Here is a 12484-nt window from a genome sequence, read left to right as displayed (position 1 = left end):
CATTATATGCGAGCCTCTGGCATTGGCAAGTAAACTGGCGTAGAAGTAACTACTTATCATGATCGTTAAGGCAACGGGTGATTTTCGGTGGGAGGGGATTGAGGTTCTTCCTTACAAGGAGGACGGCGATATGTTCCGCGACGTCACTAGGCAGGTGATGCTGGAGGGGCAGGGCGATTTGCCGGTTGAGTTTCGGTATTTCGAAGTTGGTCCGGGTGGTCACTCGACTCTGGAGCGACATGAGCATCAGCACGCGGTGATGGTGATCCGGGGTCGGGGACGGGTTTTGGTTCGCGATACGGTTTCGGAGATTTGTTGCCAGGATATCGTCCATATTCCGCCGATGACTTGGCACCAGTTCCGGGCGGATGAGGATTCGCCGCTGGGGTTCCTTTGCATTGTGGCGTGCGAGCGAGATCGTCCCCAGCGCCCGGGCGAAGAGGAGTTGGAGTACTTACGGTCAGATGACGCGGTTCGGGAGTTTATTCGCTACTAGGTATCCGCCGTCACAAACTCCCAAGATTCGCCGGGGCAAACATCAAGTATCCAGTTGACGGCGTGGTGCCACTCTTGAACGATTTCAATAGAAATCTTGGTTTTCTTTAGCTTTCCGCGCCGGAGGGCTCCGTGCACCTCATAGAGGACTTCTGCCCACGCAACGATGTCTTCCTTTGGTCGGACTTTCATTGCTTGTCTTAGCACGTCCGGTGGCTCCATGTCTTGCGGAAACAAGTCGAATACGTCGCCAATCCGGGACTGCATTATTGGCAAATCTATTTGAGGGATAACTCCAACACACCACAGTAAGAAATAGAGGTGCTCAGTTCGCCAGCTAAAGTGAATCTGGTCTGATTTGCCTGGCTTCTCGGTGAACACAAACCTCCGCTCCGGACCTGTCAACCAATCATGAATATTGTTGGTTTCAACGTATTCAGGAAAGTAGGGACTGAACTTTGTTTGTGCGTAGCCTGCTGCGCACCAAAGGCCTATGATCCGCTTCAGAATCTCTTCGGTTGGCTGGAGGTTCCAGTCCTTCGACACTTCGGAGAGGTCCTCGTCGAGTGCAAAAGAAACGTCAGACTTCTTAAGAGCTGGACTAAGAACGATTCGATTCCACTCGGACACTCGGGGATATTACCAAGAGCTAGAACCATAATAGATATAGTGAGTTCCTCCCGTCAGTTCGGATTCGAAACCAAAATGCTCCACGCCGGGCAGGTGCCTGACCCATTCGTGGGGGCTAGGGCGGTACCGATTCACCAGACGACGAGTTATGTTTTCAAGGACACCGATGAAGCGGCTCACCTCTTTGAGTTGAAGCAGTACGGCAATATCTATTCGCGGATTAGTAACCCGACGACGGCGGTTTTTGAGGAGCGGGTTGCTTCTTTGGAAGGCGCGACTGGCGCAGTGGCGACCGCCAGCGGGATGGCCGCGGAGTTTGGGGTGGTGATGACCCTTTGCTCGCCGGGCGATCATATTGTTGCATCGAACCAGCTTTATGGCGGGACGATGACGATGTTTGCCCACACGCTCAAGAAGCTGTGCATCGACGTCACGTTTGTCGATCCGGATCGGGATTCGGACTGGGAAGAAGCGGTCACCCCAAAGACACGGATGTTGTTTGTCGAGACGATCGGTAACCCGATTAACTCGATTCCTGATCTTTCAGCTTTGGCTGCTTTGGGTGATTCCAAAGGGATTCCTTTGGTGGTTGACTCGACATTCGCGACGCCTTATCTTTGCCGTCCGATTGAGCACGGAGCAACGATTGTTCTGCACTCGGCGACGAAGTTTATTGGTGGTCACGGGACGTCGATTGGCGGCGTGGTGACAGACTCTGGAAACTTTGATTTCTCGGGTTTCCCTACCATCGCAGATGCTTCGCCGAGTTATCACGGGATGCGGTTCTTTGATACGTTTGGTCATTACGCTTTCTTAATGAAGCTGCGTGCGGAGACGATTCGGGACACCGGGGCATGTATCTCGCCGACGAACGCTTTTAACTTGTTGCAAGGACTCGAGACCTTGTCGCTTCGGATGGAGCGGCATGTCTCTAATGCTTTGGCGGTTGCCCGGTTCCTTGAGGCTCATCCAAAGGTGGGCCGGGTTCACTACGCCGGACTTCCCTCTCACCCGCATCATGATCGGGTTCAGAAATATCTGCCGAAGGGGGCGGGGGCGGTGTTTGCTTTTGAGATTTCGGGTACCGATGCGCGTCAGGCGGGCAAGAGGTTCATTGAGTCTTTGCAGTTGTTCTCGCACCTTGCGAACGTTGGCGATGCAAAGAGCCTCGTAATTCACCCAGCGAGCACGACGCACCAACAGATGTCGGACTCTGAACTTGAAGCGGCGCGGATCACGCCGGGGATGATTCGGTTGTCGGTAGGTCTGGAGACGACGGACGATTTGATTTGGGACCTGGAGCAGGCTTTGGAGAAGGCATGAGTATCGCTTGTAGCATTAACTTGAACACGACCCTGACTGCGGAGCAGCGGGAGCGGTATCAGAATGGCGACCAGATTCAGAAGCTGTTGGCTTCGATGCGGAAGGTTGCGATTATTGGGCTTTCGACGGAGTCGACCAAGGCTTCGAATATGGTTGCTTCCTATCTTCTTGATGAAGGTTTTGAAGTGATTCCGGTTCATCCGAAGGCGGATTTCATTCTGGGGCAGAAGGTTTATCGGTCGTTGGCGGAGGTGCCGTTTGCGGTGGATGTCGTCAACGTTTTTCGGCCTGGGCATGAGATGTGGGACATCACCGACCAGGCGATTGCGAATGGCGCGAAGGCGGTTTGGTCGCAGTTGCGGATTATCAACTTCGACGCCGGGTCTCGGGCGATTGACGCGGGGCTAGTTGCGGTGCAGGATAAGTGCATTAAGATGGAGCACGGCCGGTACGGCGGAATGCTGCACTGGGCGGGGATGAACACGGAAATCATATCTGCAAAGCGCAGAAGTGTAAATCGATAATCCAATCTCAACTGTAAGATGTTGAGATGCTTGCGTTCTCGCTGCTATTGCTGTCCCAAGGTAGCGCGCCTTTGACGCCTCAACTGGTGGATGCCTGCCTCATCGCTCCTTCTATAGCAATGGTTCATTTGAACGAAGGCTATGTGAAGCACCACTCGCTGGGACAAAAGCATACGGACGACCAAGTATTCACCGCACCGATGAACGTCGGTCAGGCAACGAACGCCAGTAACTTTCGCGTTGGAAGTCAGACCGCGCTACGCATCGGAAGAAAGTCCAAAGGGACCGACTTTGCTTGGTTTACAGATCGATGGGTGGGAGACCGGTTTGAGAACGACCGCCCTGATCACGTCAAAGAGCATTGGCTCTACGTAGTTCTACCGAGTGCTGTATCAACAGGGAGTAGCACCTCGATTTCCCTTCCGAAGGGACTATGTGATAAGCAAATTGTAAAAGTCGACGACTCAATGAGGAGTGAAGCGATACACGTGAACCTTCTTGGCTACGTTCCCGATGCGCCAGCCAAGTACGGTTACCTGTACCATTGGGCCGGGGACATGGGTTCGGTGGACTACGCACCGTTCTCAGGTAAGCCGTTTCGCCTGATCGACAGTCAAGGAAAGAGCGTTTTTGAAGGAAAAGTTGCATTCCGCAAGAAGCGGTCTGAGCCTGAGACGGCACACGTTCAGGAGTCGAAACCTTTTGGCAACTATCTGAACGCCGACGTTTATGACTGCGACTTTTCTTCGTTCAAAACGCCTGGTTCGTACCGACTCAAAGTAGATGGCACCGGGACCTCATTCCCGTTCAAGATCAAAGCAGATGCCTTGCGCGAAGCCTATGTCGCGACTACGAGATCGCTGTATCACAATCGCTCCGGGATCGAGCTCAAGAAGCCATTTACCGAATCAGTTCGGCCAGCTCCGCATAACCCTCTGCTTACTCCCGGATTCAAGGGAAAGCTGGTTTACACCACTTCTCGGATGTTGGACTGGAAGACTTCGGATTCGACACCTGAAGATAAGGCGGCGATGGAGGCGGGGATCAAGGGACCGCTGGATGCCTGGGGTTGGTATCAGGATGCGGGGGATTGGGATAGTTATCCGACGCACTTGCGGGTGGCGACTGAGTTGCTGATGGCTTTTCAGATCGCTCCAGAGAACTTTCGGGATGGGGATTTGAACATTCCGGAGAGCGGGAACGGGATTCCGGACATCCTGGATGAGGCAATGTGGCTGCCTCGGTTTGGGTATCGACTGCGATCGGAGCTTTTGGCGAAGAAGTACGGCACGGGCGGGCTTTCGTTGCGGGTGTGCGGTGACCAGTTCGGAGCCGACGGCGAAGGGACGCCGAGTTGGAAGGACGTGAACCGGACTTGGATTGTTGCCGGTGAGGACCCGATGTCGACGTTTCGCTATGCGGGTGCGGCGGCGCATGTTGCGCTGGTGTTGAAGTCACAGGGGCTGAACGATCCGGAGAAGGTTGACTGGAAGAAGGAAGCCGTGGAGTCTTACCGGTGGGCGCTGGCTCACACGCTGGCGAAGGATGAAGTGGTGGTGAAGGATTACCGGACCTATGCAGCGGCGGCGCTGTTCGCTCTGACGGAGGACGTGGCCTATGAGACTCAATTGAAGAAGGATTGGGCGGATATTCAGGAGTGGACGATCTATTGGGGCGATCAGCAGTACGGTCTGGGACTGTATGCGCTCTCGGCGGCAAAGGCGGACCCTGCGTTGATGAAACGGGTTCGGGGAGCGGTGCTTGCTACGGCGAATTCTCACGGGCTTGAGTCGGCTTCGAAGCGGGCACTTCGCTGGGGTGGCGATTTCAATATGCCGATGCTCATTGGCCAGCAAACAACGCCTTTGATCCCCGAAGTCGCAGTTGCGATGAAGCTGACCGAAAAAAGTGATCCTGAGAAATCTCGGGCATATCGATCCGTGCTGTTTACGACCGCGGATTACTTCCTTGGCACCAACGCTTTGAACATGGTTTGGATGACTGGGGTCGGCCCCCGCAACGTGACACAGTTCTTCCACCTCGACTTCTGGTGCCTCGGCAAGTTCCCACCCGGCTTCATCCCTTACGGACCCTGGCGAAAGGAGAAGCCTTACGGGAATGGGCCATGGGATTCGCACTGGGCAAACAAGACGGCTTATCCCGATATTGACCAGTGGCCGGGGAACGAGATGTGGTTCAGCAACCGCAATTCGCCGATGTCGAGCGAGTTTACGGTGCACCAGAACACAGGTCCTGCGGCGGCGTTCTACGGGATTCTGGCGGGGTCGGCGAAGTAACTCTCGATGCCTCAGGATTCTCAATCCCGAGGCTAAGACGAATGGGTTTTGGGCATGACTCCCGAGCCTAGGATTCTCTTTGGACAGGGCAGGGATTATGACTCGTTTGGGAGGCTGCCGGAGTAGCCTCAGGATCACGGATCCCGAGGCATCGAAATCTGGTCTTCAATATACAAGAAGTACTGCATTGCGGTGTGAAGGATTCGAACGACGTAGATGCTTTCTTCCGTTACCTCATACACAATTCGGTGACCCGCTTTGGCTCCGGGCCATTTGGCAATGTAACTTTGGCGTCCTGGTCGTTCTGCGATGCGCCTACCCAGTCCAGGCATCGAGGCGATAAGTTCCATTTCGGAGACCAGGAACTGGATGTATCGGTCAGCTTGGGTCATTCCGAAGTCGGCTGTGGTGGTCGTGTGGATCCCGGATAGGTCGAGGTCAGCCCACGTGCTGAGCACAACTACGCGGATTTCTCAATCACCTCATGCGCGCCAAGCCAAGCGGCCGTCCTTGCTCTTGCTCGCTCGACGGCTGTGCTCAGCGGGATTCCGTCTCCGGGCTGATGGGGCGGCACTAGGTCGATAGCGGCGTACTCCTCAGGAGTCAGCACCTCTGGTTCTTGTTGGTTCATGGATGAAGTGTACAGCAGTTTTGGAGTCAGTCGGATTTTTGCGTTCGCAGAACGAGAAGTTCAGGTAGTTATCATGCGGTTCACGGACAAACTGGGATCGGGGGATTACGAGGCTTCCGATATTGATCGCTTGAAAAGACAGCATCTGCCACCCAGGCTGCATCTGCTTACCCTGCCCGCGCAGTGGCTCGTCGCGATTGTTGTGATCGGTTATGGGATCTGGGATCTATTTGAAATGTGGCGTGCGTTTTTTCGAGGGGAAGTTTTCGACTATAAGCTCCCGAACACATGGCCCTATTTCATTTTTTTAGGGATTCTCTACGTTCTCTCTTAGGGGAACTACTTTCTTTGCCCAAGCGGTGGCTTCTCGCGTACAATTGGTTCGTGGCCAGAGGAATGGTGGCGGGATTTGGGGTCTGCCTATTGAGGCTATCTCTGTTGCTGATCAGTACTCTTTCGATGCTGTTTGCGATCGGTATCCCTAAAAGCGCTCAAACGTCGGATCCGACCTTTTGGGTGCAAGCGATTGTGGTGGGCTTTGGTTTAGCAGCACTGTGGCTCCTGCTCAGAATCGACTGGATTTTCGGCACGCGTCACGGATTCGATCTGATGAGATGGCTCCGCTACGCTTTTATCGGGGGCTCAAGGAAGTTCTATTTACGCGCTGGATTCTCGTTCATCCTCATCTGGCCGGTCATGAATTTTACGGGAGTAAGTCTTTCGGCATGGGCACTTCCAGGCTGGTGCCTCGGACAGCTCGCACTGAGTGCTGGATACTTCCGAGTTCTTCAGAGACTAAGACGAGTGAGGATTTCAGCAGAACTTAAGGAGGTCGCACGGCGCATGGAAAAGGAAGATGCTGAATTATGATGCCTCGATTCGGCTTCACCTTGGACGGTCGAGGATTCGAATTTGCTTTGCGAATGGGTCAAGCTCAATTTCTCGCCAGTTTGTGTAGTCGTTGACTAGCTCGATTCCACCTTCGGCAACTCTTCTTTGAGGATCGTAATCACGAACGAAGAAGTCAAGCCCGTCCAGTTTGCCGGACCAAATCTCGCTCGCGAGCATCCAATGGAATGTCGCAGAGTAGCTACTGTAATAGATTGGGCCAAGAGGCGTCGACAAACTTCCCCAGAAGTGATTGTCGAGTCGGACAGCCGTGTTCCTATTGAGCAGTATTATAGGTCCGTTAATGAGCTCAAGAGTGCCGCCCCACAGCTCAGACTCATTTGCCTGTGAAACAATGTCTTCGTGCTGCATACCTAGGTTGCCGTGATAGTTACCGTCCGCGGCGACCCAGAGGCAAGTACGGTTTCCGACCGGATTGTTCAGTCGGTACGTTACCGTACAGTGTCGAAGGTAGACATGGTTTTCGGGCAGATTCTCGGACCAGACTTCCACCGAATCACTTCTTTATACACGCAAAATGAACGCGGTCTGACTTCTCTCGCGGCGGGTTGAGGGTGTAGGATTCGAACACTCGGATATCGCGGAAGCTGGCTTCGTCTAATAGGTCGACAACTTCTTCGATTTCGTAGGCGCGTTGGGTGTGGGTTTCGGTGAAGTGTTGTTCGCCGACCCAGAATTGCATGTTCACTTTGATGATGCAGGTTCGGGGGTCGTAGTCGCCCCGCCAGCGGTAGCGGACTTTGCTGGATTTGCTCATGTCTTGCTGGTTGAACATCTTTTGTTCGAAGGCGTAGGCGAGGTTGAGATCGAAGATGAATGAGCCGCCGGGGGGGAGGTGGGCGGCGATTCTCTTAAACGCTCTGAGCAGGTCTTGGGGGTCGGTGATGTTGTTGAAGCTATCGAAGAAGCAGAGTGCGGCATCGTACTTGCGGCCCATGTCGACGGTTCGGGCGTCGGCGACTTCGAATCTGAGGGGGAGTTTTCTGCGTTCGGCTTTGAGGCGGGCTTGGCGGATCATGGGCTCGCTGAGGTCGAAGCCTTCGACTTCGAGGCCCTCGTGGGTGAGCATGTGGGTAAGGGTTCCGGTTCCGCAGCAGGCGTCGAGGACGGATTTGGGCTTTGCGCCCTGCATGGAGAGGAGGAGGAGGTAGTAGCTGGTCCACATGCGGTAGGGCACGGGCTTCATGAGATCGTCGTAGAATTCGGCGATCTCGGTGAAGCTGGACATGGCGATTTGGAGTGCGGAAACTTGTTACCGCTTTGGGTCAGCCGAGCTTGCTCGGCGTGGAGATTGTTGAGCCTTCCCGACCGCGATGAATCGCTAGAAACCAAAGCGGGAACAAGTTTCCGCACTCCAGATTTTACTTCGAGAGTTCGTCGAGCTTCTCTTCGGCGCGTTTAACTGCTTTCTCCGTCCGAAGGAGCATCAGGCAGACGCCGAACCACAGGAGCATTGACGTCAGAGCGGCGAGGACTTTCCAGAGATCCATAGTTGTTTTCCAGTTTGTGTGCGATGAGCAGAGAGCGAGCGCGAAGCTTGTAGACCCAGGCGGTGAGGATCCAGACGAGGATCATCAGTTCGACGGTGACCATTGCGTAGCCGCCTTTGAGGCGCCCTTTCATAATCGTCTCGCTGGGATGAAACGATTCGACTTGGGGGAGTCGAGGGAAGACGAAGGTGAGGAAAAGGAAAGGCAGGAACGCGGCGAGGGCGTAGCCAGCGGCGTTTTGGGCACGTTTGTCGGGGTCGGGGAAGGCGCTTCGGAGGACGAAGTAGGCGATGTAGACCGTGCTGACCAGAAGGAAGCTGACTTGACGAGGGTCGTTTTGCCACCAAGCTCCCCATTGGACCTTGCTGAAGAAGACTCCGCTGGCGAGTGTGAGCAGGATGAAAAGCATCGCGTACTCGTGGGCGCTTTGGCTACGGATGTCCCAGGCTTGGTCGCGGGTTTTCAGGTACTTCCAGCTAAACCAGAGTCCGGCGGAGACGAGTCCGGTCGCCATGATCGGGAACGGGAAGTGCCAGAAGAAGATACGGGCGAACTCGGGGTTCATGAACCCGGCGGCATCGCCGACGAGGTAGCTGTGCCAGATGGCGAGCGGCATTCCAATGAACAGCACTGGCCGCGTCAGCTTTTCCATATCTTTGAGTAAACCACAGGGCCGATGGTGGTTGTGGCGATTGCGTACGCAATCATTCCGATCACGCCACTTTCCCCAGTTTTAAGGCCCTCACCGAGAGCGGTGGCAGTTCCGGTGATGCCCAGGTTGATGAGAAAAATCAGAAGAGGGACAGAAATAGCAGTGCTGAGTGCGGCGCGGTTACTGGCGGGGGCGGAGATTGCTCCGGCTAGGGTGGCGGTGCTGGCGATCGCAACAGCTCCGGCGAGGCCGTTGACTGCGAACGCAAGCGGGTTCGCGAGCTTGACGGGGAGCATGATGAGGAACATGACGCTCATTAGGCTGGTGGCGATCAGCATCTGGGTGATGTTGAAAAGGGCCTTGCCCCAGAAGACGGCTTCGGGGGTGGCGAAGAGGCGCCAAAAGTCGGCCGTGCCCTGCTCTTCTTCTTGAAGGAAGGTTCTTGGGAGGCTGATGGCGGCGCTAAAGGTGAGGACCATCCAGTACATTCCGGCGGCGACGAGGGGGTTGAGCTTGGTGGTGAAAGTGATCGCGTTGAGGATAACGACGCTGACGAAGCAGATAAGGCCGGTGGTGGTGATTCCGCTGAGGGTGCGGCTTTCGGTGAGCCACTCTTTTCTGAAGACAGCGAGGATGGGTTTATAGCTCGAGGGCATGGGTGCCGAACCTCCTTTCGTCGGGGTCGTTGGTGGCAAGGACGAGGGCTCCGCGTTGGAGTTGCTCTTTGACGACTTTGGCTACTAACTCACGACCGGCTTCGTCGAGGGCGACACCGGGTTCGTCCCAGATCAGGAGTTTGGGTTGGGATTGGATCGCGAGGGCGATTTTGAGGCGGCTTCTTAGGCCGCTGGAAAGGTGCTGGGCCTGGTGGTTTTGGTGGTCCGAGAGGCCGACTTGGGTGAGAAGTTGGGAGTGGGGAGTTGGCAATTGGGAGCGGAGTTGGGAAGATAGCTCGAGGTGCTCGGTGACCGTTAACACGGGGAAGACGGCTTGGTCTAGGGCGCAGTACGTGCGATTAGATTGCTCGTTGTCGAAACCGTTTTTCAGGGTGCCTTCGGTTGGTCGCTCGAGACCGGCAAGGAGTTTAAGGAGAGTGGACTTCCCTGAGCCGTTTTTGCCGGTGACGATGAGGCAATCCCCCTGTGAAATCTCGATATCGAGGCCTCGGAAAAGCCATCGCGGACCGAACCGCTTGCTCATTCCTTGTGCCGAGAGGATCACCTCTTCATTATGGACGGGGTACATTCTTTATCGCGCCCTAAATGTGCCGGGGTGGCGGAATGGTAGACGCGGCGGTCTCAAACACCGCTGATGAAAGTCGTGTGGGTTCGAGTCCCATCCCCGGTACCAACTGTAGTCTTGAGTCTTTTCTATTGACTCTTGAGCTTGTGGATGCCCCTCCAACTTTGGCTGTTTTGCCCCGATAATTGCTGGGTGAGGTGTTTGCGCCGTCAAAGGGGAACTACGTTGGCCGAAGTTTTGGTCGCGGCGGCGTTTCTTGGCGTTTGTTCGGCCGCATTGACGGATACTGCCGAACAGGCAGTTGGAAACATCGCACGTACCGAGCGGAGAGCGGTCGCTTTGGCGGCTTTGCAGGATCGACTCGAGGTAACGACTCAGACCGCACAAACATCCACCACGTTACCCAGTGTGATCACGACCAATGCCACGTTGCCAGGAGGGAAAACATGCGTAGTCAAGACGACTCCGACCTGGTCCAGCTACTCTGGGGTGGCACTCATTGTTGGGACGGCGTCTTGGCCGGAGAGCAAAGGGCCAAGAAACTACACCGAGACCATTACGATTGAGACTTACGTGAGGTGTCCGGATGTCAACTAGGCGCGGCTCGACGCTGATTGAAATGACCCTGGCACTGGTTCTGACCGCGCTGATCGTCGGCACTGCTTCTACTTTGTATTCGTTTGTCGCCATCCGTACGGCGGATGCGGTTTCTCGGTTTAGCACATTGCAATCATCGACGACTTTAGTATCTGCAATGCGAGTTGCCTGCATGGGGGCGGTCAGAGTTGAGACTAAGTCGATCAGCGGCAAGACGGCTCTGGTTTGTACGCTGCCAAAGGAAGGAATTGATCGCGACGCGGATGGATTTCAAGACTACACGCAGCCCGACGCTACCGATAAGATGCTCCGTGAAACCTATTCCAGAAATCAACGGGTCTGGTTTTACTCTGCCGATGCCCTGGGGTTGCCGGGTAGTACGGGGAGTTTTTGGTTCATGGCGATCCGCACCGACGACACGACTCCAACGGTGAGCGATATCAATCGCGACTGGTCATTTTGGCAGGCGGGACAACCGAGAGTTTCCATTCCAGGAACGGTTACTTTCACTGTAGTGACCTCATCCCAGTTAGTGAGGGTTCGCCTTCAGACTGCAACGTCGGAGCCGGAGGATGGCGGACTAGCGACTTCTCGCCGCCCCGCTAGGCTGGATCTCAACCATCGATTTCACTGGCGAGGCGCAATGTGAGGACTCGACGCAAGCGCGGCTCTGTGTTAATTTTTTGTGTTGTGCTAATTGCCTCGGTTTCGACTATTTTGATGAGCACCGCAGATGTCGGCCAGTTTACGACTTTGAGACAGTTTCGAACAGAGGAGGATGTGAAGTTTGACTACATAGAGGACAGCCTTAAGGCGATCTTCACGCAACGGGAGTTGGAGGGTTCATTGATTATCCCTAGTACGACATCGTTGACGATCAACGGCTATAAGGTGACGATTGATGCCTCCGCAGGAATAGGTACGAAGAGCCGTATGGTCGAACTTGATACCGCAGTCGTCGGAAGGAGGGCGACTCGGACGCGACAGTTCTTCATTGGTAATCGGGGTGCGATTTCGCCCGTCTGGTTTGGACTAGGAAGCGAAACTGATTTCCAACCCGGTGGTGATGTGTTAGTAACCGGCGATGTGTATCTAGGAGGCGATTACAAGTCTGGAGGAAATCAAGTAAAGATTTCGCGAGATTTGTATGGACCAAGGAGTTCTCTCACGGAAACGCCGACAGTCTCGGGAGCACTCCGATTGGGCCGGCGTAGCACGGTTGCAGTTCTGGACTCCAATGCTTATGCCGCAGCAGCAAGCAATAAGACATCCGGAACCCAGAGCTGCAACTCTTTATCATTTTCGGCTATCGGAGCATTTCAGAGCCTCTGGTACAACGACGGGAACGTCACATTTGACGTGCAGTACTCAGGTCGAGGCACAGTATTCGTGAAAGGAAACGTCTTCATAAAGAATTTTGCGAGAAATTCCTCAACTGATCAAGGATTGATTATTGTGGACGGGAACGTCACCCTACAGACAAACAACTTGTCCGGTTACCTCATCTGCAATGGCATCGTTAGTCGGTCAGGTGGAAGCGACCTTACCGTAGAAGGCGGGATCTGGGCAAACAAGTTCAACTTAGGGAACCAGGAGCTGACGGTTGTCGAGGATTCCTTCTTCTGGAATAGCCCAGCCTGGGACAAACGAATGCGTGTTCCTGGCATGTGGTAGAGCTTTTTTAGTCAACAAAC

16 protein-coding genes and 1 tRNA gene are annotated in these 12484 nt (G+C 54.7%); 9 read left to right on the top strand and 8 right to left on the bottom strand.

Annotated elements, in window-relative coordinates; all coding sequences use genetic code 11:
• The first annotated feature begins 58 nt into the window (after window positions 1-58).
• Entirely contained in the window at window positions 59-496 is a 438-nt protein-coding gene (locus WCK51_07220) for a cupin domain-containing protein (GenBank protein MEI7576665.1), read from the top strand.
• On the opposite strand, the gene WCK51_07215 is transcribed toward WCK51_07220, so the two are convergent.
• Window positions 493-1125, bottom strand: coding sequence for a DUF4272 domain-containing protein (locus tag WCK51_07215; protein MEI7576664.1), 633 nt, complete (start codon window positions 1123-1125; stop codon window positions 493-495). The genes WCK51_07220 and WCK51_07215 overlap by 4 nt on opposite strands.
• A 75-nt stretch (window positions 1126-1200) precedes the next feature.
• Between WCK51_07215 and WCK51_07210 the strand changes: the two genes are divergently transcribed.
• From WCK51_07210 to WCK51_07200, 3 genes are read left to right on the top strand one after another with little or no spacing between them, the layout of a single operon-like run.
• Window positions 1201-2448: an O-acetylhomoserine aminocarboxypropyltransferase/cysteine synthase family protein gene (locus WCK51_07210; protein MEI7576663.1), complete on the top strand. Its 1248-nt coding sequence runs from the start codon at window positions 1201-1203 to the stop codon at window positions 2446-2448.
• Window positions 2445-2972 (top strand): CoA-binding protein, encoded by a 528-nt coding sequence (locus tag WCK51_07205; GenBank protein MEI7576662.1) that lies wholly within the window; start codon window positions 2445-2447, stop codon window positions 2970-2972. The genes WCK51_07210 and WCK51_07205 overlap by 4 nt, the downstream gene beginning before the upstream one ends.
• A 26-nt stretch (window positions 2973-2998) precedes the next feature.
• Window positions 2999-5269, top strand: coding sequence for a glycoside hydrolase family 9 protein (locus WCK51_07200; GenBank protein ID MEI7576661.1), 2271 nt, complete (start codon window positions 2999-3001; stop codon window positions 5267-5269).
• Between the two features lie 134 nt (window positions 5270-5403).
• Here WCK51_07200 and WCK51_07195 read toward each other — a convergent pair whose 3' ends face one another.
• On the bottom strand, window positions 5404-5727 hold the full coding sequence (locus WCK51_07195) for a type II toxin-antitoxin system RelE/ParE family toxin (GenBank protein ID MEI7576660.1): 324 nt from the start codon (window positions 5725-5727) through the stop codon (window positions 5404-5406).
• A 2-nt stretch (window positions 5728-5729) separates the two neighbouring features.
• Window positions 5730-5900, bottom strand: coding sequence for a hypothetical protein (locus WCK51_07190; protein ID MEI7576659.1), 171 nt, complete (start codon window positions 5898-5900; stop codon window positions 5730-5732).
• 384 nt (window positions 5901-6284) lie between these two features.
• Between WCK51_07190 and WCK51_07185 the strand changes: the two genes are divergently transcribed.
• Window positions 6285-6770: a hypothetical protein gene (locus WCK51_07185; GenBank protein MEI7576658.1), complete on the top strand. Its 486-nt coding sequence runs from the start codon at window positions 6285-6287 to the stop codon at window positions 6768-6770.
• A gap of 15 nt (window positions 6771-6785) precedes the next feature.
• Here the strand turns inward: WCK51_07185 and WCK51_07180 are convergent, their stop codons facing one another.
• The 5 genes from WCK51_07180 to WCK51_07160 form a co-directional block, all read right to left on the bottom strand.
• A complete protein-coding gene (locus WCK51_07180) occupies window positions 6786-7301 on the bottom strand; it encodes a hypothetical protein (GenBank protein ID MEI7576657.1) in 516 nt (171 codons plus the stop codon).
• A gap of 4 nt (window positions 7302-7305) precedes the next feature.
• On the bottom strand, window positions 7306-8037 hold the full coding sequence (locus tag WCK51_07175; GenBank protein ID MEI7576656.1) for a class I SAM-dependent methyltransferase: 732 nt from the start codon (window positions 8035-8037) through the stop codon (window positions 7306-7308).
• 170 nt (window positions 8038-8207) lie between these two features.
• A complete protein-coding gene (gene ccsA / locus WCK51_07170) occupies window positions 8208-8951 on the bottom strand; it encodes a cytochrome c biogenesis protein CcsA (protein MEI7576655.1) in 744 nt (247 codons plus the stop codon).
• Window positions 8939-9607 carry a heme exporter protein CcmB gene (locus WCK51_07165; protein ID MEI7576654.1) on the bottom strand — a complete coding sequence of 223 codons (669 nt, stop codon included), beginning with the start codon at window positions 9605-9607 and terminating at the stop codon, window positions 8939-8941. The genes ccsA and WCK51_07165 overlap by 13 nt, the downstream gene beginning before the upstream one ends.
• The gene (locus WCK51_07160; GenBank protein MEI7576653.1) at window positions 9591-10172 is read right to left on the bottom strand and encodes an ABC transporter ATP-binding protein; all 582 of its coding nucleotides are present in this window, start codon (window positions 10170-10172) and stop codon (window positions 9591-9593) included. Before WCK51_07160 ends, WCK51_07165 begins: the two co-directional genes overlap by 17 nt.
• A 45-nt stretch (window positions 10173-10217) precedes the next feature.
• Between WCK51_07160 and WCK51_07155 the strand changes: the two genes are divergently transcribed.
• The 4 genes from WCK51_07155 (at window position 10218) to WCK51_07140 (ending at window position 12464) form a co-directional block, all read left to right on the top strand.
• A tRNA-Leu gene (locus WCK51_07155) sits at window positions 10218-10301 on the top strand.
• A 117-nt stretch (window positions 10302-10418) separates the two neighbouring features.
• Window positions 10419-10790: a hypothetical protein gene (locus WCK51_07150; GenBank protein MEI7576652.1), complete on the top strand. Its 372-nt coding sequence runs from the start codon at window positions 10419-10421 to the stop codon at window positions 10788-10790.
• On the top strand, window positions 10780-11439 hold the full coding sequence (locus WCK51_07145; GenBank protein ID MEI7576651.1) for a hypothetical protein: 660 nt from the start codon (window positions 10780-10782) through the stop codon (window positions 11437-11439). The genes WCK51_07150 and WCK51_07145 overlap by 11 nt, the downstream gene beginning before the upstream one ends.
• 71 nt (window positions 11440-11510) lie before the next feature.
• Entirely contained in the window at window positions 11511-12464 is a 954-nt protein-coding gene (locus tag WCK51_07140; protein ID MEI7576650.1) for a hypothetical protein, read from the top strand.
• Window positions 12465-12484: the final 20 nt, after the last annotated feature.

The organism is Armatimonadota bacterium (assembly GCA_037138755.1).
Classification (GTDB): Bacteria; Armatimonadota; Fimbriimonadia; order Fimbriimonadales; family Fimbriimonadaceae; genus Fimbriimonas.
Note: the sequence above shows the minus strand (reverse complement) of the source record. Positions and strands in the feature narration are given on the sequence as shown.

What these genes read in the sequence shown, in the direction of transcription:
- WCK51_07220 (MEI7576665.1), top strand. Translation starts at nt 59, where the DNA reads ATGATCGTTAAGGCAACGGGTGATTTTCGGTGGGAGGGGATTGAGGTT.
- WCK51_07210 (MEI7576663.1), top strand. Translation starts at nt 1,201, where the DNA reads ATGCTCCACGCCGGGCAGGTGCCTGACCCATTCGTGGGGGCTAGGGCG.
- WCK51_07205 (MEI7576662.1), top strand. Translation starts at nt 2,445, where the DNA reads ATGAGTATCGCTTGTAGCATTAACTTGAACACGACCCTGACTGCGGAG.
- WCK51_07200 (MEI7576661.1), top strand. Translation starts at nt 2,999, where the DNA reads ATGCTTGCGTTCTCGCTGCTATTGCTGTCCCAAGGTAGCGCGCCTTTG.
- WCK51_07190 (MEI7576659.1), bottom strand. Translation starts at nt 5,900, where the DNA reads ATGAACCAACAAGAACCAGAGGTGCTGACTCCTGAGGAGTACGCCGCT.
- WCK51_07175 (MEI7576656.1), bottom strand. Translation starts at nt 8,037, where the DNA reads ATGTCCAGCTTCACCGAGATCGCCGAATTCTACGACGATCTCATGAAG.
- ccsA (MEI7576655.1), bottom strand. Translation starts at nt 8,951, where the DNA reads ATGGAAAAGCTGACGCGGCCAGTGCTGTTCATTGGAATGCCGCTCGCC.
- WCK51_07165 (MEI7576654.1), bottom strand. Translation starts at nt 9,607, where the DNA reads ATGCCCTCGAGCTATAAACCCATCCTCGCTGTCTTCAGAAAAGAGTGG.
- WCK51_07145 (MEI7576651.1), top strand. Translation starts at nt 10,780, where the DNA reads ATGTCAACTAGGCGCGGCTCGACGCTGATTGAAATGACCCTGGCACTG.
- WCK51_07140 (MEI7576650.1), top strand. Translation starts at nt 11,511, where the DNA reads ATGAGCACCGCAGATGTCGGCCAGTTTACGACTTTGAGACAGTTTCGA.